Here is an 18,052-nt window from a genome sequence, read left to right as displayed (position 1 = left end):
ACCATAAAGAAATATGGTGCCTCGAGGCGGAATCGAACCACCGACACGAGGATTTTCAATCCTCTGCTCTACCGACTGAGCTATCGAGGCAACGGAGCGCTATTAAACGGGTTTTGGCCCTCATCGTCAATACCTTTTTCCATAAAAAAGTGCGAATGTCGATTGCTTGCTCGCTTTTTGTTCGCTGAGGTTCAGGAGTCGGCGTTATTCCGGTTATTCAGCGCAAAGTTATTACTCTGTATCAGATTTTTCCGTTATGAAATTCTTTCTGATAGCGAGTCACTTTCTCTAAATAACGACGAGCTTCTGCTTTGGGATGCTTGTTTGTTAACGCCCAATAAACCTGATTCGGCTGCAGCTGGTTTAAATCCTGCATCGCCCGTTTACGGTTACGGTTGAACGCGCTCAACACCCCACCGGTTCCGCCATTATAGGCTGAGATCATACTGTAGTGCAGCGACAGCGGGTTGCGCACCTCTTTCAGATAGCGGTTTTGCAACAGGTAAAAATAGGCTGTGCCTGTATCGATATTTTTCGCCGGATCAAACAGATATTGCGGGGAAGGCTGCCCGGCTTGTTTTTTGACCAGCTTAAAGACATCCGCCCCGGCGGTTTTAGGCACAACCTGCATCAGGCCATAGGCATTGGCCGGGCTGACGGCATAAGGGTTGAAGCTGCTTTCAGTTTTAATGATGGCGTAAATGAGATCTTCTTTAATGCCATAACGGCGAGAGGCATCCCGTACTATGTCGGCGTATTTGTAGCTTCGCTTACTGACGTGGTCTGCCACCATGGGAATATCGACGTAATAGGCCTGCTGAAAGCGCACCTGCTTTTTCTTGAGCTGGTTGTTGACCAGATATTCAGCATAACGCTTAGCCCGCCAGGACCATTCAATGGACTTTCCATCCTGATCCAGCACCTGACCGAGTAAGAACGGGCTGCCACTCAGGGCGAAATCCTGGGCAGAATACAGATCCACCTCAGCGGGATCGGCGGGCGTGAGCAGTGTGGTGGCGATCGCATTGATCAGATGCTGTTTGGGGTTGGTGGTCGCGACCGTTTCAATGGTCACTACCCCTTTGTCGAAGTCGACATGGGCCCGGCTCTGGTAGCCATTGGTATATTTGACGTAGTGGCGCTTACTGGCAATCAGGACGTTATCATCCCCCCAGCGCTGCTTCACCTGGCCGCTGAAACTATGGATCAGACGATCAAGAGCCGCGGTATCTTTGGTAAATTGTCCGGGCAATGGCGCCAGATTTTTGGCAAACCGATTGGTCGGTGCGTAATTTACACCGTAGATATTTTCAACCAATTCACGGCTGCAACCACTCAGGCTTAGTGCCAGTGTGGCAAGAAGGAGTGTTTTTTTCATGCTATTCATATAAAAAATGACATCACTTGCTTTTGGCAAATAATGTCATTTTATTGTTGTTCACGGTACGTTTTTCAGGCATTGGCGCCTGAGAACGTGACATTCGTGCACATGAAACTTGCGCTGAGTGTTACTCGCTAGGTGGCGTATAACCGTCGATGACAACATCCTGACCTTCGAACAGGAACTTCACCATTTCTGCTTCCAGCAGCTTGCGGTGCTCCGGATCCATCATATTGAGTTTCTTTTCGTTGATCAGCATGGTCTGTTTGCTTTGCCATTCAGCCCAGGCTTCTTTAGAGATGTTATCGAAAATACGTTTACCCAGTTCACCTGGATACAGTTGGAAATCCAGACCTTCAGCGTCTTTCTTCAGTCGGGCACAAAATACAGTACGGCTCATGGGATCCTCAGTTATCTTATTTGCCAGTCATCAAAGACTGGTCACTGGTTTCTTTCCACTAGTTTCTCGGTTATACCGTCACGATTCAAGCTCGTAACGCAGGCTTTCCAGAATTTGTACCACGGGGGCGGCTAATCCTACCTGTGGTGGGTTGAGCAGGTTATACCATTGCCCGTGGTGACTGTCGTTGATCATGGATGGCAATTGAGTGAGCTGGTATCGCAGCGGCACTATGTCGAGGTGATAGTGACTGAAGGTATGACGAAAAGCATTGAGGTGCTCAGCCTTCAGTTCATCAGAGGCCGACGCACCAAGGCGCTGGGTGAGCAGAGGCTGGATATTTTCGCTGTCGTGTTGCGGAAAGCACCATAATCCGCCCCAGATACCGACAGGAGGCCGCTGTTCCAGCCAGACTTCACTGCCATGCTGAAAAATGGCAAACCAGGTCTGCTTTTCCGGCAGGGTTTTTCTGGGCTTCTTACCCGGAAAATCGGCCTGGCGGCTTTGCGCTTTCGCCTGACATATGTTGGCCACCGGGCAGAGTTCGCACTTGGGCTTGCTGCGGGTACATATCATGGCCCCCATATCCATCATGGCCTGGTTGTAGCGCTCCACGCCCTCAGCCGGGGTATTCTTCTCGGCGATTTCCCACAGGGCGTTTTCCACCGGCTTTTTCCCCGGCCAGCCTTCTATGGCATAACAACGGGCCAGCGTCCGTTTTACGTTACCGTCTAAAATCGGGTGATGCTGTTTGAGCGACAAAGAAAGCACGGCCCCTGCTGTGGATCGGCCCACGCCAGGCAAGGCCATAACCTGCTCAATCGTTTCCGGGAACTTGCCGTTGTGTTCAGACACTATCTGCTTTGCGGCTTTGTGCAGGTTTCGGGCCCGGGCGTAATAACCCAGACCCGTCCACAGATGAAGAACCTCGTCTTGATCGGCTTTGGCCAGATCACTGACGGTAGGGAAGCGCGCCATGAAACGTTCAAAGTAGGGAATAACAGTGGCGACTTGGGTCTGTTGCAGCATGATTTCAGACAACCAGACTTTATAAGGCGTTTTATCATGCTGCCAGGGCAGGGTTTTGCGGCCATATTTGTCGTACCAGACCAGAATGGCGTCAGAAAAACGAGTACTCACAGGGGATTGCTCACTTTATTATCGAATTGGTGCAGGCAAGTTTGCGTCTGCGGTGCTGATTGCAACACAAAGCGCTGCCGGCTTCAATCTGTCAGGGCACTTGCACTCGGCCGTGAACTTTGGATAATGCCGGATCCATTAGTGCCAAACACTCCAAATTTTAGGTAAGGACCCATGAGCCAAGAATCCAGAACAAACGCTGACGTCACCCTGACTGAATACACAGAAGACGGTAAGCTGGTACGCAAGATCCGCAGCTTTGTGCGTCGTGAAGGTCGTTTAACCAAGGGCCAGCAACTGGCGCTGGAAAATAACTGGGCGAACATGGGGATCGATTTTGACAAGCAAGCACTGAACTGGACTGAAGTTTATGGCCGGGAAGGCCATGTGGTGCTGGAAATTGGCTTTGGTATGGGGGCCTCTCTGGTTGAGATGGCAAAGAATGCGCCAGAGAAAAACTTCATCGGTATTGAAGTGCACAGCCCTGGCGTCGGCGCCTGTCTGATGGCCGCGGAAGCGGAAGGCCTGACGAATCTGCGTGTGATGTGTCATGACGCCGTTGAAGTGTTTGAGCATATGATCCCGGATGGCAGCCTGGATACAGTCCAGTTGTTCTTCCCTGATCCGTGGCACAAAGCCCGTCACCATAAGCGCCGCATTGTGCAGCCTGCTTTTGTGGAAATGGTACGTAAAAAGCTGAAAATCGGCGGTATTTTCCACATGGCAACAGACTGGGAAAATTACGCAGAACACATGGTGGATGTGATGAAAGCGGCGCCTGGTTATGAGAATACCGCGCAAGATGGTGATTATATCCCTCGTCCGGAGGAGCGTCCGCTGACTAAGTTTGAAGCCCGCGGGCATCGACTGGGTCACGGTGTGTGGGATATGAAGTTCGCGCGAACAGAATAATGTGCTATGGTTCAAAGCCATTCAGGAGCAACATAGAGTAAGATGTTGACCCGAAAACATTATTAGCCTGAAAAGCCAGCCTCTGAGTTGGCTTTTTTGTCCTCTGGAGAGAGTGAATGAAGCCAAATAAGCAGTTGCTGAATGACATTCTGGATGAAGTCAGACCCTTAATCGGCCAGGGCAAAGTCGCCGACTATATCCCTGCGCTGGCACAGGTTCCCGCCAACAGGCTTGGCATCGCAGTCTGCTACAACGACGGTGAAATTATTCAGGCCGGCGACAGTGAAGAAGGCTTCTCAATCCAGTCGATCTCCAAAGTGCTGAGCCTGACTCTGGCCATGACACTGTATGAGGCGGATGAAATCTGGTCCCGGGTCGGTAAAGAGCCGTCTGGGCATGCGTTTAATTCGATGATCCAGCTGGAGCTGGAGCAGGGTATCCCGCGTAACCCTTTCATTAATGCCGGTGCGCTGGTGGTGTCGGATCTGCTGCACAGCCGTCTCTCCGCGCCGCAGTACCGGATGCTGGAGCTGGTGCGCAGTCTGGCGTGTAACCCGGATGTCGCTTACGACAAGGACGTGGCGGCATCGGAAATGCAACACAGTGATCGCAATGCGGCGATTGCCTATCTGATGCGGGCGTTCGGCAATTTCAAAAACGATGTTGTGCCTGTGCTGGGTAATTATTTCGGCTACTGTGCGCTTAAAATGAGTTGTGTTGATCTGGCCCGGACCTTCAGCTACCTGGCCAACAAAGGCATGCCACTGGGCACAGATACCCCGCTGATTTCGCCCACGCAAAGCAAACAAATCAACGCACTGCTGGCAACCTGTGGTCTGTATGATGGTGCCGGTGAGTTTGCTTATCGTGTCGGCATGCCGGGTAAATCCGGGGTTGGCGGCGGTATTGTCGCTATTGTGCCGGGGGAAATGTCGATTGCGGTCTGGTCGCCTGAGCTGGATGCATCGGGCAATTCAGTGGCCGGCACCGCAGCGCTGGAGCTGCTGGCAGAGCGGATTGGCCGCTCTATTTTCTGACCGTACCCTATCTTCTGTGTCTGCAAGTGACAATCGCTGGCAGCAGGCTGCCAGCGAATAATAGCCTGGTTACTGGTCTTCCTCGACAAAAGCGGCCAGTAAATCATTCAAAAAGAGCTTTCCCTGTTCGGTGATTTGCCAGCTGTCGCCTTGATCCAGCAGATATTGCTTGTCCAGCGCCCAGCTGATCGGCTGGCGAATACTGTCCAGCGACAGGCCTGTCCGCTCGACATAGTCCTGCTTCGGACAGGCTTCCAGCAACCGGAAGCGGTTCATGAAAAACTCAAACGGCCGCTCTTCATCACCGACCTGGGTTTCCTGATCCAAATAGGCTTTCTGGCGATTCAGGTAGCCGCGCGGGTGTTTGACTTTCACGGTACGGGTGATGCGGCCGTCAGCAAAGCTCACCTTGCCGTGGGCGCCGCAGCCAATGCCAAGGTAATCGCCAAAGCGCCAGTAATTGAGGTTGTGCTGGCACTGCATGCCGGGCTTGCTGTAACCGGAAATTTCATACTGCTGATAACCCGCCTCGGCCAGCAGCACATGGCCCTGTTCGAAAATATCCCACAGTTCATCATCATCCGGCAGGGTCGGCGGTTTGGAATAAAACAGCGTATTGGGCTCGATAGTCAGCTGATACCAGGACAGATGCGGCGGGTTTAAGGCGATTGCTTGCCTGAGATCTGACATGGCATCTTCGACGGATTGATCCGGCAGGCCATGCATCAGATCCAGATTGAAGCTGTTCAGCCCGGCCTCTTCGGCCAGTGCGGCAGCGCGCACAGCTTCGCCTTTGCCGTGAATCCGGCCCAGGCGTTTGAGCTTGTCATCCTGAAAACTCTGCACACCGATGGAAATCCGGTTGACGCCCACCTCGCGGTAAGCCTGAAAGCGGCCGGCTTCCACTGTGCCGGGATTGGCTTCCATGGTGATTTCAATCTGGTCACTGAACGGGATTCTGGCCTCAATGCCTGCCAGCAGTCGTCCGATCTCCGGTGCGGAAATCAGGCTCGGGGTGCCGCCACCGATAAAAATGGAGTGCAGAGCCCGGCTGCCATCAGCCAGCTGATAGCGATCAAGATCGATAGCCAGATCCTCAAGCAGAGCGTCGATGTAATCCAGCTCGGGAATGTCGTGCTTCAGCGCATGAGAGTTGAAATCGCAGTAGGGACATTTCTGGACACACCAGGGAATGTGTACATACAGGCTCAGTGGTGGCGGTACTAACATCAGGCGTCCTTCAGGGCAGCAAAGAGGTGTTGCAAGGCTTTGCCGCGGTGTGACAATTGCTTTTTTCGTTCAGGGGACAGCTCGGCTGAGGCGCAGTCGGCTTCCGGGACCCAGAAAACAGGATCATAGCCAAAGCCATTCTCGCCTCTGGCCTGGTGGAGAATACGTCCTTCCCATTTGCCGTGGCACACCAGCGGTGTCGGGTCATCAGCATGGCGCATCATGACCAGTACACAGTGGAAGCGGGCGGTGCGTTCAGCATCCGGCACATCTTTCATGGCATCGAGCAGCTTTTCCAGATTCGCCTGATCGCTGGCGCCTGCTCCGGCATAACGGGCAGAGTAAATACCGGGTGCGCCTTTGAGGGCATCCACTTCGAGACCGGAATCATCAGCAATCGCCGGCAGGCCGGTTTCTCTGGCGGCGTGACGCGCTTTGATAATGGCATTCTCAATGAATGTCGTGCCGGTTTCGGCGACATCAGAGACGTTAAGATCTGTCTGGGCGATGACCTCGAAACCGAAATCGGCAAGCAGGTTGGCCATTTCACTGACTTTCCCCTGGTTGCCGGTCGCAAGTACTAATTTGCTCATGAAGACTCCTGGTCTGTAAGGCTGGGGCGCTATGATACCCACAGCCAGAGCAAATGCCAAAGACAGAAAAGAAGCGTGCTCCTCCGCTTTTCTGCTGGCGCGGCTTATTCGGCGAAATAGGTCTGTTCGAACTGAATATTACCGCTGGTGGACTGGCGGGAGACATCAATATTAAAACGGAAGCGTTCTTCATTGGCATGGCTCAGCTCGGCAATGTAGTAAATAGCATCGCCTTCGCGTACTTCACGGAATGTGAGGTTTTTCTCATTGCCGACCAGATTACGCGCTGTGCCTTTAACTACTGCCGCGACAGCCGGTTTACCTTCGGCGCTGGTATCGAGCACAGTGACATTGATCAGGGCCGAATAGCGGCTGCGCTGAATGCGGTAGTTTTTCGCGATATCCGCCGTCAGGAAGGTAGATGGAAAGGTGGAATAGTGAACTTCCAGCTCGCCGATGTTTTTGAGTTGCTCTGCCTGTGCTGGCAGGGCAAAACCTATGGTTGCAATAATAGCAATCAGTAACTGTTTCATGGTGTCGTCCTTCTGTCCTGTCGAAGTATGTCACACGGAGTAAGACCTTACATTCAAAAGGGATAAAGCGTTAATTGTTTAAAGTATAGAGTGGTCCGCGGACGGCGTCTTTGCGGGTATCAGAATTACAGCAAGGCGCTGACGAGCGGGGGCATGACTTGTGGCGCTTGTATCCGGACGAGTTTGTGCCGGCCCGTTTCTCCCTTTTCTATGATGATTTGTCCTTTGGCTACCCTGAACTGCTTGGCCAGAAATTTGACCAGGTGGCCGTTCGCTTTGCCGTCAACCGGCGGAGCCGTGATGGCAACTTTGATTTCGTCGCCATGAAGGCCGACAAACTGATCCCGGCTGGCCTTGGGTTGTACATAAAAGCGGATCATCAGATCCGCTTTATCAATACAGACGGGTGTCAGGCTCACAGCTGGAACCAGATAGGGCCAATCAGATCGCCCATCAGGATATTGGCGAAGTGCAGGCCAACAAAAAGCACCAGTACGCTCAGATCCAGGCCGCCAATGGCCGGAATGATGCGGCGGATTGGCGCTGTCATCGGTTCGGTCAGCTGATGCATCACGTACTCGATCGGGCTGCGTCCCTGGCTGACCCAGCTCAGGATGGCACGGATCAGCAGCACCCAGAACAGCAGGCCACCGGCCGCTTTGAGCAAGGATAATCCGGCGATCCAGAACAGATCCGGGCTGAATGCCACTCCGCCATTGGTCAGCACCACTTGCAGCGCGATAAACTTTCCTACCGTGAGCAGGTAAGCAAACAGCACAGTGGCCAGATCGAGCGAGCCGATTGAGGGGATAACACGACGCAGCGGGCCGAGGACAGGCTGGGTGACTTTCACCACAAACTGAGAAAAGGGATTATAGAAATCCGCCTTGGCCCATTGCAGCCACAGTCGCAGCAGCACCACCATGATATAGAGATCAAAGAGGGTGCTGACTAAAAAAGCAATAGCATTCATATTGTTACCTTAAAATAATTTTTCCATTTCCTGTGCGCGGCTGACAGCGGCCTGCATGGCTTTGGCTACGATATCACTAAGTTGCGCTTCATTAAATGTGCGGATCGCCTCTGCTGTGGTGCCGCCTTTTGAGGTCACCTGTTCACGCAGGGTTGACAGCTCTGTGTCCGGGCTGGCGATCACCATGCCGGCTGCGCCCAGTGCGGCCTGCTGAACCAGTTCACGCGCGGTCTCTTTGTCAAACCCCTGACGGATCGCTTCGTTCTGCATGGCTTCCATGAACAGGAAAAAGTAAGCAGGTGCACTGCCGGCAGCGGCAATCACGCCATTGATCCCTGACTCTTCTGATACCCAGCAGGTTTTACCTACCGCTGCCATCAGGCTGTCAGAGAAATTACGATCCCGGCTGCTGACACTGGCATCGGCATACATACCGCTCATGCCTTTGCCAATCAGCGAAGGGGTATTGGGCATCACCCGCACCAAGCTGACTGTTGCTGCCAGCATCTCCTGCAGGCGAGCCACTGAGATCCCCGCAGCGATGGAGATCACCAGTTTGCCGTCAAAATCGATGGCTTGCAGCGGCTCGCAGACGCTGGCCATTAACTGAGGTTTGACCGCCAGTACGATGACCTCGGCTTGCTGGGCGGCGCGCAGATTGTCGCTGTCGGTATGAATACCGTATTCACGAGCCAGTGGTTCACGGCGCTCGGCACTTGGCGCGGTGGCGGTGATTTTATCGGCAGGATAACCGCTGGCAACCAGGCCGGCAATGATGGAGCGGGCCATGTTACCGGCGCCGATAAAAGCGATTGTACGTTGTTCCATGAGAAATCCTTCTGAACGTAATGAGCGCCTGATGCTTCAAGCGAATTTAACTGTAATCCCTGGCGCCAAAGATAGCGGTCCCGATGCGCACCATAGTGCTGCCGGCGGCCACGGCCGCTTCCATGTCGCCGCTCATGCCCATCGACAGGGTATCCAATCTGGCTTGCGGCAGGCGTTGCTGCAAAGCATCTCTGGCCTTTGCCAGCGCGGAAAAGGCGCTGAACTGGCTGGTATAGTCGTCGGCTTTCTCCGGAATCGACATCAGCCCGCGCAGCTCTAGATTGGGTAAGGCGGCCACTTCAGCCGCCAGCTCTGCCAGCTCATCAAAGTCGACCCCCGATTTGGACGCCTCGCCACTGGTGTTGACCTGAAGCAGTATTTTCAGAGGCGGCAGTGTTGCCGGGCGCTGCTCGCTGAGCCGGCGGGCGATTTTGAGCCGGTCGACCGAATGCACCCAATCGAAATGTTCGGCTATCGGGCGTGTTTTGTTGGACTGGGCAGGGCCGATAAAATGCCAGACTAATTGTTGGTCAGACTGAGAAAAATACTGAATTTTCTCAACGCCTTCCTGAACATAGTTTTCGCCAAAGGCGTGTTGTCCCGCCGCAATGGCTTCAGCAATGGCGCTGACCGGTTTGGTTTTACTGACCGCCAGCAGTTGCACTGAATCTGTATCGCGGCCGCATTTTTCGCAGGCCTGCCGGATCTCGCGGGTGACCTGTGTAATATTTTGTTTGATACTACTCATAATTGATTCTTTAGGGAAAATGTATGGATATCACCGAACTACTGGACTTTAGTGTAAAGCATAACGCCTCCGATCTGCACCTTTCCGCTGGGGTATCGCCAATGATTCGGGTAGACGGTGATGTCAGGCCGCTCAGCATCCCGCCTCTGAGCCATGAAGAGGCGAACCGGCTGATCACCGACATTATGAATGACGGCCAGCGGCGTGAATATGAAGAAAGGCTGGAAGTGGATTTTTCTTTTGTCTTGCCCGATGTCGGCCGGTTTCGGGTCAATGCGTTCCAGCAGTCCCGCGGCTGTGCCGCGGTGTTCCGTACCATTCCCCAGTCTGTGCCCTCTCTGGAAACCCTGCAGGTACCAGAGGTGTTTTACCAGATTGCTCAGAGCCAGCGCGGCCTGGTGCTGGTCACCGGAGCGACAGGTTCAGGCAAGTCCACCACCATTGCCGCTATGGTCGATCATATTAACACCCACACTCACCGCCATATTCTGACCATTGAGGATCCGGTGGAGTTTGTTCATCAAAGCAAACGCTGTCTGATCAATCAGCGCGAAGTGCACCGTGATACCCACAGCTTTCAGAATGCGCTGCGCTCGGCGTTGCGCGAAGATCCCGATGTGATCATGGTCGGTGAATTGCGTGATCAGGAAACCATACGTTTAGCGCTGACGGCGGCCGAAACCGGCCATCTGGTGCTGGGCACCCTGCACACCAGCTCGGCGGCCAAGGCGATTGACAGGATCATTGATGTCTTCCCCGGCAATGATAAAGCCATGGTGCGCTCCATGCTGTCGGAATCACTGCGGGCGGTGATCGCACAGACTCTGCTGAAATGCCCTGGCGGTGGCAGAATGGCGGCCCATGAAATCATGCTGGCAACCCCGGCGATCCGAAACCTGATCCGCGAAGATAAAGTGGCGCAGATGTATTCCATGATCCAGACCGGGGCCGGTTTGGGGATGCAGACGATGGAGCAGGCCGTTAACCGCTTAATGGCCCAAGGGTTGATTGAGCCTGAGGAAGCCGCCCGGGTGGTTGAGCGAAATCAGGGATTATGAGGCAGGACAACTAGCCATGAATTTGGATTTTATTCTCAGCCAGATGGCCGACAAGCAGGCGTCGGATGTATATCTCACAGTGGCGGCGCCCTGCCAGCTGAAGATTAACGGGCGGCTGTGTTCACTCGGTGAATGTCTGTCGGCAGAACAGCTGACTGCTTTGTGCCAGCAGGCAATGTCTGCCGAGCAGTGGCTGAGCTTTGTCGGGCTCAAAGAAGCAAACTTTGCACTGGTGCGCGGTGAGTGCCGTTTTCGTATCAGTGCCTTCTGGCAGCGTGAGCAGCCGGGCATGGTGATTCGCCGTATTGAAACCGTTATTCCCGACATGGATTCTCTCAGCCTGCCTGAACCCATGAAAGCCATGGCGCTGGCGAAACGGGGCTTGATTCTGGTGGTCGGGGCGACCGGTTCAGGTAAGTCAACTTCCATGGCCGCGCTGACAGGGCACAGAAACCGCCATAGCAGCGGTCATATTCTGACGGTTGAAGACCCGATAGAATTTATTCATCAGCACCAGCAATGCATAGTGACCCAGCGCGAGGTCGGTTTAGATACCGCAAGCTATGAAGTGGCGCTGAAAAATTCTTTGCGCCAGGCACCGGATATGATTCTGATTGGTGAAATACGCAATCAGGAAACCATGGAGCATGCGCTCAATTTTGCCGAAACCGGCCATCTGTGCATGGCGACCCTGCATGCCAATAATGCCAATTAGGCGCTGGAACGGATACTGCATTTAGTGCCGAAAGAGCGGCGGGAGTCGTTTTTGTTTGATTTGTCGCTGAACCTGAAAGGGATACTGGCGCAACAGCTGATCTCCGATCCCTCCGGTGAGGGACGTCATGCGGTGTTTGAGTTACTGATCAACACGCCCAGAGTGTCGGATCTTATCCGGCGCGGAGAATTGCATGAACTGAAAGCCACCATGGGCAAAGGGCGTGAGCATGGCATGATCACTTTTGATCAGTCGCTGTATGCACTGTTCAGGCAAGGCAAAATCCGCGAGAACGATGCCCTCAGTTATGCCGATTCGGCTAATGACTTGCGCCTGATGATCAAAACCGGCCAGTCAGGCCAGAGCTCAGGTGGCGGGCTGGACGGGGTTACGATCCGGTTTGACTGATAGCAGGTACAGCCGGGGGAGCTTTTGCCCACCCATGATCCCAGAGCGGATCAAGCTGTACGGCTTGTGACATTGTTACTCTTGCGTTAAATCTTTGTGATCCCCTTAGTGGTTTCAAAATAACCACCTTGCGCTCTGTTTACCCTCTCTCTATATGTATATACAAATAACGTGTAGAGGGAGTGAATAACATGGAACAATCTCAGTCTCGTGTCAGTGCATCGGATGCACTGGCACGTTTCCGCTTAGTGTTTCTCAGTGCTGTCGGGATATTTTTCTTTTTCGTTCCAATTTCTGTGAATGGAAAATCGACTATCCCGCTGGATCATTTGGTTAGTCAAATCAAAGTCTGGCTGGGGAGCGGTGTTGCCTGGTATGCCTTTGCCATGATAGTGATAGGTGCTGTCTATCCTTTTGTTACCGGCCAATGGTCAAAGAGCCTGACAGATAAAGTCTTTTCTGTACTCAAAGTCATGGGCGCCGGCGCAGCACTGATGGCGGTAACAGGGGCTGGGCCAGAGTTTCTGCACAGCAAAGACATGCTGCCGTTTCTGTTCGAGAAGCTGGTGATCTCGGTCGGGCTTATCGTTCCTGTCGGGGCTGTTTTCCTGTCGTTTCTGGTCAGTTATGGTCTGCTGGAACTGATTGGCATCCTGGTGCAGCCTGTGATGCGGCCGATCTGGCGTACGCCGGGGCGCTCTGCGATTGATGCGGTTGCCTCATTCGTCGGCAGTTATTCTCTGGGGTTGTTGATCACCAATAGAGTATACAAATCAGGGCAATACTCAGCCAAAGAGGCGGCGATCATCGCCACCGGCTTCTCGACCGTGTCGGCCACTTTTATGATCATAGTGGCGAAAACCCTGGATCTGATGTCGGTCTGGAACCTGTATTTCTGGGGCACTCTGGTGATCACTTTCATCGTCACCGCGATTACTGTCCGTCTGCCGCCGTTACGTCAGATGGATGAATCCGTGGCGGATCCTGAACCTGATGCCGGCAGCGAAGGGCGACTGCAGACAGCTTACCAGACCGGCATGAATGTGGCCCGTCAGGCACCGGCTGTGGGCAGCAATGTCTTATCTACCATCAAAGACGGCCTGGTGATGACCATTTCCATCCTGCCATCCATCATGTCTGTGGGCCTGATTGGTTTGCTGGTGGCGAAATACACCCCAGTGTTTGAGTGGCTGGGCTATCTGTTCTACCCGTTTACCGCGGTGTGGGGCATTGATGGCGCGAAAGAACTGGCGCAGGCCTCGGCATCGGGTCTGGCGGAAATGTTCCTGCCTGCCTTGCTGCTGCGCGAGGCGGAGTTTGTGGTGCGTATGGCGGCGGGCGTGATTTGTGTGTCCAGCGTGCTGTTCTTTTCTGCCTCCATTCCCTGCATTCTGTCGACCTCTATTCCGCTCAGTGTCGGGCGGCTGGTGGTGATCTGGTTTATCCGTACCGCGCTGAGCTTGCTGCTGGCGATTCCGTTTGCGATGTTTGTGGCCGGGCAGATGTAAGTTTGCCATCACAGTGGCCTGATAACGTTGAGTGACAAAAAGCCCTGAAGCGTTTGCTTTCAGGGCTTTTTTTGTCGGCAGCGTTGATCGTTCAGGGCTTTGGGTCAGCCATGATCTCAAAACTAAAAACGCTGTACCGAGCGATCAACCGTATTGCTGTTCGAACCAGCTTTCGAGAATAATCACGGCAGACTGAGAGTCGACATTACCTTTGCTGAGTGAGCGGTAGCCACCACGAGCAAAGAGATCTGAGCGCGCTTCGACCGTACTCAAACGTTCATCATGCAATTCGACCTGACACCCGAACCGGCCGTGCAGGCGGTTGGCAAATTTGCGGGCGCGCGGGGTGATACTTTCCAGCTCCTGGCCGTAAACATCCAGCGGCAGGCCGACCACAATCAGGTCGGGTTGCCATTCTTTCAGTAATTTTTCAATCGCTTCCCAGCTGGGAATGCCGTCGTTGGCTTTCAGGGCCGACAGGGGACTGGCTGTCCCCGTCAGCTCCTGGCCGATGGCGGCGCCAATGCTTTTGGTACCATAGTCGAAGGCTAGTACCGTACGAGAGGTGCTCATGAATGTCCTATTTCAGTGGATAAGTTGGCGGAATGGATACCCAGTTTGGCGACGGCTTTGTCCCAGCGTTCATTGATGGGGGTTTCAAACACCACCTTGGGATCGGCTTCCATGGTCAGCCAGCTATTGTCGGCCAGTTCCTGCTCCAGCTGACCGGCGGTCCAGCCGGCATAGCCCAGCGCGACCAGAAATTGGCTCGGCTCATTCTGGGTACCCAGTAATGGCAGGATATCGGTTGATGTGGTCATCTTGATCTCTTCGGTCAGGTCAAGGCTGGAGCTGTATTCTTCTTTGCTGTTGTGCAGGATAAATCCCCGGTCACTGGCCACCGGACCGCCGATCATGACAGGCTTTTCCAGGCTGGCCGGATGCGCAACGGGTAAGTCGCGCTCTACCTTAATCTGCTCCAGCATGCTGCCGACAGAGACATCAATCGGTAAGTTAATGACGATACCCATCGCGCCTTCATCATTATGCTCGCACACATACACCACACTGCGTTTGAAGTGCGGGTCCTGCAGACTGGGCATGGCCACCAGAAAATGATTGGTGAGATTCATCGTTCAGTCCTTACACGCTCTCAGACAGGCTCTTTCATTACAGTATGGGGATGAATTGGCCGAAATGGTAAGTCTGAGAAAGGTGTTGTTAAAAATGAAAACGTGACGTGTTGTCAACTTTGACAGACAACACGCCGAGGTTTCAGAAGTATTAAGCGGTTTTCAGGCGACGTTCAATGGCATCCATGAGTTTGCCCGTAATCGAAATATCATACGCCGCTTCAATTTCGCGAATACAGGTTGGGCTGGTGACATTGATTTCCGTCAGCTTGTCGCCGATCACATCCAGGCCAACAAAAATCAGCCCTTTTTCTTTCAGTGCCGGGGCGACGGCTTCAGCAATTTTACGGTCAGTCTCGCTCAGCGGGCGGGGTTCGCCGCGGCCACCGGCGGCCAGATTGCCGCGGGTTTCCCCTTCGGCCGGAATCCGGGCCAGGCAGTAAGGCATCGGCTCGCCGTCCACCACCAGAATGCGCTTGTCGCCGTTACTGATGTCCGGCACGAACGTTTGCGCCATGCAGTAGTATTCACCGTGATTGGTCAGGGTTTCAATGATCACCGACAGGTTCGGATCGCCGGCCTTGACGCGGAAAATCGACGAGCCGCCCATACCATCCAGCGGTTTGAGTATGATATCGCCGTGTTCCTGCTGGAAAGCGCGGATCTTCTCTGCCCGGCGGGTCACAATTGTGGTTGGCGTCAGTTCCGGGAACCAGGCGGTGTAGAGTTTTTCATTACAGTCACGCAGGCTCTGGGGTTTATTGACGATCAGGGTGCCCTGTTCTTCAGCACGCTCCAGAATATAGGTGGCGTAGATGTATTCAGTATCGAACGGCGGATCTTTACGCATCAGCACGGCATCGAGCTCGCTCAGTTCGATTTCCTGCTCACCGTGGAAGCTGAACCAGTCGGCCGGATCTTCCTGCAGTTTGACGATCCGGGTGCGGGCGATCGCTTTGCCTTGCTCCAGAGACAGATCAGCCATTTCCATGTAATGGATTTCCCAGCCGCGACGCTGCGCTTCAAGCATCATCGCAAAGCTGGAATCCTTTTTGATGGTAATGGACTGGATGGGATCCATCACAATACCCAATTTGATCATGTCTTTTCTCCTTGGTTAGCCAAGATCGCCAAAGCGGACCTGTAGCGCAGTTATCGCCGTCATCGCGGCAGTTTCAGTTCTGAGAACCCGGGGACCCAGCAACACTTCGCTGAAGCGGTATGTTTCTGTCATAGTGATTTCCTGCTCTGACAGGCCGCCTTCCGGCCCGATCAGCAGACGGACCCGGGTCACAGGTGCGGGCAGGGTATTAATGGAATATTGGGCTCTTGGATGCAAATTCAACTTCAGGCCGTCAAATTCTTCTGCGCACCAGTCTTCCAGCTTCATCACAGGACGGATTTCCGGCACCACATTGCGGCCGCATTGCTCGCAGGCGCTGATGGCGATTTTTTGCCACTGGGACAGTTTCTTGTCGAACCTGTCCTGAGTCAGTTTGACACCGCAGCGCTCTGAGATCAGCGGCGTAATGCTGTTGACGCCCAGCTCGACGGATTTCTGAATCGTGAATTCCATTTTATCGCCGCGGGAAATCACCTGGCCCAAATGCAGATCCAAAGGGGACTCCACACTGTGCTCAACACGGGCAGAGATCTCTACTTCGACATTTTTTTTACCGGCTTCGGTAATGACAGCCGGGAATTCAGCATTGCTGCCGTCGAACAACAGAATTTCCTGGCCCGGCTGCATGCGCATCACGCGGCCGACATGGTTGGCGGCGTCGTCACTCAGGGGCACTCTGCCGCTTGCAGGCAGGGTCTCAGGATGGAAAATACGTGGCACTCTCATAGTATTAAATTCGTTGGCTTTGGTGGTTATTCCTGGCGTCAGTATATCAAGCTTGGCGGCAATGTACCGAACATTGCACAGTGCTGAATCATGCGCGATGAAACGCAGCAGAGCCGCGCTGAAGTGTTATCTCGCGCAAAAGCTGTACGAGCCGACATTGATGCGGCTCATAACTCCGGCAAAAAGTCAGTGGGATTGACCCCCATATCCCCTAAAATGCCGGCTTTACGGCGGCGCTGGTGTACAGGGGACAGAACAAGAATGACAATCACACAGGGAACGCGCCGACTGGCGATCCTTATGGCGGCGCTGCTGGCGGCGGGCTGTGGCGGTGACGGCAAGTCTGGCGAGCGCAGTCTGAATGTGAATGGCGATCCTTTGCTGGCCAGCCTGCAACCGTATCTGAGCACCAGTCCGTACGGACTGGCAGCCGAAGATTGTGCTGTTATCTATAAGCAGGGGCAGTCCTGTCAGTTGCAGGATATTGCGCCACTCGGCTATGACATTCCGGGTGATCTGACCCCGGAGGATATCGCCGAACGATTGCTGGTGTCCCATCACTGGATGGGAGACAGTTTCATGGATGTGGTGCGTGACTTACCGCAGGATGTACTGAACCTGTTTAAGCCACTCAATGTCATCGTACTCAGTCTTGATATCCGCCCGTCTTTCTATCATACAGACACCGCAAGTATCTATATCGATCCGCGTTATCTGTGGCGCGATCAGGCCGAGTGGAATGACATCTACCAGCAGCAGGATTACCGCGCCGGCTTTGCCGAGTCACTGCCGTTTCTGGCTCTGCAGCGTTACGTGTACAGCAATGGTGAGTATGTCACTTACAGCAATACTTTTGATGTGACTGTCAATTCCTGGCGAAGCAAATCGGAAATCGCCCCCGGGCTGTTTAATCTGCTGGTTCATGAGCTGGCGCATGCCAACGACTTCCTGCCGCCGGATCAGCTCAGCATGCTGAATATGTCAACCAGCATCGGCAACAACATCCAGCTGATTCAAGGCAACTGGGTTCAGACGGCACTGCGACAAGCCCATGCGCTTTCTGCGGATAGTTTACAATTGATGGCCGAGCGTTATTTCGGCGGCGCATCTGCGTCAACCACGCTGTCACCTGAGCAGGCAGGCGCGGCGTTCGAGCCCGATGGTGCCGCTGATTTTTATGGTTATTACACCGATGCTGAAGATGTTGCCATGCTGTTTGAAGCCTACATGATGTGGCGGGAATATGGTGCGCTCTCTGATGTGGCGTTTACCGCTTCACCGGCTTTTGCGAACTACAGCTGCGACGATTTGATCATCGGCTGGGGCCAGCGTAACCGACTGGCGCAGCAAGAGGTTGTGCCGCGCGCCAGGCTGGTCTCAGAAAGTATATTGCAGCAGGAGCTGAGCGCTGAATTTGCATCCATCGCCAGCGCAATGCCGGTGGATCTGCCCTATGGTTACGGCTGGTGCCAGGCGCGGACTGCTGTGATGTCGGCCAGATTTGAGCGTTTCAGCCGTAAGGCTCTGGCGCCGATGACCGACCACAGCCAGCGTTATCTGGACGAGATGCTGCGTCACTAAAGAAGAGGCAAACGGCTGAGAGCCC

General features: G+C 53.9%; 19 protein-coding genes, 1 tRNA gene and 1 pseudogene. 6 read left to right on the top strand and 15 right to left on the bottom strand.

Annotated features, from left to right (window positions below; all coding sequences use genetic code 11):
- Positions 1–14 precede the first annotated feature (14 nt).
- From P0Y67_RS10255 to mutY, 4 genes are all read right to left on the bottom strand, one after another.
- Positions 15–90 (bottom strand) — tRNA-Phe (locus tag P0Y67_RS10255).
- Positions 91–241: 151 nt separating this feature from the next.
- Positions 242–1,378: a membrane-bound lytic murein transglycosylase MltC gene (gene mltC / locus P0Y67_RS10250; protein ID WP_342391783.1), complete on the bottom strand. Its 1,137-nt coding sequence runs from the start codon at positions 1,376–1,378 to the stop codon at positions 242–244.
- Positions 1,379–1,508: 130 nt separating this feature from the next.
- Complete coding sequence (locus tag P0Y67_RS10245; protein ID WP_027253620.1) at positions 1,509–1,781, bottom strand: oxidative damage protection protein; 273 nt, start codon at positions 1,779–1,781, stop codon at positions 1,509–1,511.
- A 78-nt stretch (positions 1,782–1,859) separates the two neighbouring features.
- A complete protein-coding gene (gene mutY / locus P0Y67_RS10240; protein WP_342391782.1) occupies positions 1,860–2,921 on the bottom strand; it encodes an A/G-specific adenine glycosylase in 1,062 nt (353 codons plus the stop codon).
- Positions 2,922–3,095: 174 nt separating this feature from the next.
- On the opposite strand from mutY, the gene trmB reads away from it, so the two are divergent.
- Both trmB and glsB read left to right on the top strand, forming a co-directional pair.
- A complete protein-coding gene (trmB, locus tag P0Y67_RS10235; RefSeq protein WP_027253618.1) occupies positions 3,096–3,833 on the top strand; it encodes a tRNA (guanosine(46)-N7)-methyltransferase TrmB in 738 nt (245 codons plus the stop codon).
- Between the two features lie 116 nt (positions 3,834–3,949).
- Positions 3,950–4,870, top strand: a complete 921-nt coding sequence (gene glsB / locus P0Y67_RS10230; RefSeq protein WP_027253617.1) for a glutaminase B — start codon at positions 3,950–3,952, stop codon at positions 4,868–4,870.
- A gap of 69 nt (positions 4,871–4,939) precedes the next feature.
- On the opposite strand, the gene hemW is transcribed toward glsB, so the two are convergent.
- The 7 genes from hemW to P0Y67_RS10195 all read right to left on the bottom strand — a co-directional run bounded on the left by hemW (position 4,940) and on the right by P0Y67_RS10195 (position 9,775).
- Positions 4,940–6,100, bottom strand: a complete 1,161-nt coding sequence (gene hemW / locus P0Y67_RS10225) for a radical SAM family heme chaperone HemW (protein WP_342391781.1) — start codon at positions 6,098–6,100, stop codon at positions 4,940–4,942.
- Complete coding sequence (locus tag P0Y67_RS10220) at positions 6,100–6,693, bottom strand: XTP/dITP diphosphatase (protein WP_342391780.1); 594 nt, start codon at positions 6,691–6,693, stop codon at positions 6,100–6,102. The genes hemW and P0Y67_RS10220 overlap by 1 nt, the downstream gene beginning before the upstream one ends.
- 104 nt (positions 6,694–6,797) lie before the next feature.
- The gene (locus P0Y67_RS10215) at positions 6,798–7,226 is read right to left on the bottom strand and encodes a DUF4426 domain-containing protein (protein WP_342391779.1); all 429 of its coding nucleotides are present in this window, start codon (positions 7,224–7,226) and stop codon (positions 6,798–6,800) included.
- A 125-nt stretch (positions 7,227–7,351) separates the two neighbouring features.
- On the bottom strand, positions 7,352–7,645 hold the full coding sequence (gene yggU, locus P0Y67_RS10210) for a DUF167 family protein YggU (protein ID WP_446728825.1): 294 nt from the start codon (positions 7,643–7,645) through the stop codon (positions 7,352–7,354).
- Positions 7,642–8,199, bottom strand: coding sequence for a YggT family protein (locus P0Y67_RS10205; protein ID WP_027253612.1), 558 nt, complete (start codon positions 8,197–8,199; stop codon positions 7,642–7,644). Before P0Y67_RS10205 ends, yggU begins: the two co-directional genes overlap by 4 nt.
- 9 nt (positions 8,200–8,208) lie before the next feature.
- Complete coding sequence (gene proC / locus P0Y67_RS10200; protein WP_342391778.1) at positions 8,209–9,027, bottom strand: pyrroline-5-carboxylate reductase; 819 nt, start codon at positions 9,025–9,027, stop codon at positions 8,209–8,211.
- A gap of 46 nt (positions 9,028–9,073) precedes the next feature.
- Positions 9,074–9,775 (bottom strand): YggS family pyridoxal phosphate-dependent enzyme, encoded by a 702-nt coding sequence (locus P0Y67_RS10195; RefSeq protein WP_342391777.1) that lies wholly within the window; start codon positions 9,773–9,775, stop codon positions 9,074–9,076.
- A gap of 23 nt (positions 9,776–9,798) precedes the next feature.
- On the opposite strand from P0Y67_RS10195, the gene P0Y67_RS10190 reads away from it, so the two are divergent.
- The 3 genes and pseudogenes from P0Y67_RS10190 to P0Y67_RS10180 all read left to right on the top strand — a co-directional run bounded on the left by P0Y67_RS10190 (position 9,799) and on the right by P0Y67_RS10180 (position 13,464).
- Complete coding sequence (locus P0Y67_RS10190) at positions 9,799–10,833, top strand: type IV pilus twitching motility protein PilT (RefSeq protein ID WP_161446777.1); 1,035 nt, start codon at positions 9,799–9,801, stop codon at positions 10,831–10,833.
- A 16-nt stretch (positions 10,834–10,849) separates the two neighbouring features.
- Positions 10,850–11,956, top strand: a pseudogene (locus P0Y67_RS10185) (PilT/PilU family type 4a pilus ATPase).
- A gap of 191 nt (positions 11,957–12,147) precedes the next feature.
- Positions 12,148–13,464 (top strand): YjiH family protein, encoded by a 1,317-nt coding sequence (locus P0Y67_RS10180; protein WP_342391776.1) that lies wholly within the window; start codon positions 12,148–12,150, stop codon positions 13,462–13,464.
- Positions 13,465–13,608: 144 nt separating this feature from the next.
- On the opposite strand, the gene ruvX is transcribed toward P0Y67_RS10180, so the two are convergent.
- From ruvX to rsmE, 4 genes are all read right to left on the bottom strand, one after another.
- The gene (gene ruvX, locus P0Y67_RS10175) at positions 13,609–14,037 is read right to left on the bottom strand and encodes a Holliday junction resolvase RuvX (RefSeq protein ID WP_342391775.1); all 429 of its coding nucleotides are present in this window, start codon (positions 14,035–14,037) and stop codon (positions 13,609–13,611) included.
- Complete coding sequence (locus P0Y67_RS10170; RefSeq protein WP_337112830.1) at positions 14,034–14,597, bottom strand: YqgE/AlgH family protein; 564 nt, start codon at positions 14,595–14,597, stop codon at positions 14,034–14,036. Before P0Y67_RS10170 ends, ruvX begins: the two co-directional genes overlap by 4 nt.
- 151 nt (positions 14,598–14,748) lie before the next feature.
- A complete protein-coding gene (gene gshB / locus P0Y67_RS10165) occupies positions 14,749–15,699 on the bottom strand; it encodes a glutathione synthase (RefSeq protein WP_337112831.1) in 951 nt (316 codons plus the stop codon).
- A 15-nt stretch (positions 15,700–15,714) separates the two neighbouring features.
- Positions 15,715–16,446, bottom strand: coding sequence for a 16S rRNA (uracil(1498)-N(3))-methyltransferase (rsmE, locus tag P0Y67_RS10160; RefSeq protein ID WP_337112832.1), 732 nt, complete (start codon positions 16,444–16,446; stop codon positions 15,715–15,717).
- 261 nt (positions 16,447–16,707) lie between these two features.
- Here rsmE and P0Y67_RS10155 point away from each other — a divergent pair, with 261 nt between their 5' ends.
- Positions 16,708–18,027 carry a hypothetical protein gene (locus P0Y67_RS10155; RefSeq protein ID WP_342391774.1) on the top strand — a complete coding sequence of 440 codons (1,320 nt, stop codon included), beginning with the start codon at positions 16,708–16,710 and terminating at the stop codon, positions 18,025–18,027.
- Positions 18,028–18,052 lie beyond the last annotated feature (25 nt).

The organism is Photobacterium sp. SP02 (genome assembly GCF_038519165.1).
In the GTDB taxonomy this organism is placed as follows: Bacteria; Pseudomonadota; Gammaproteobacteria; order Enterobacterales; family Vibrionaceae; genus Photobacterium; species Photobacterium halotolerans.
The sequence above is the reverse complement of the archived record's forward strand: the minus strand, read 5'-3'. Positions and strand labels throughout refer to the sequence as shown.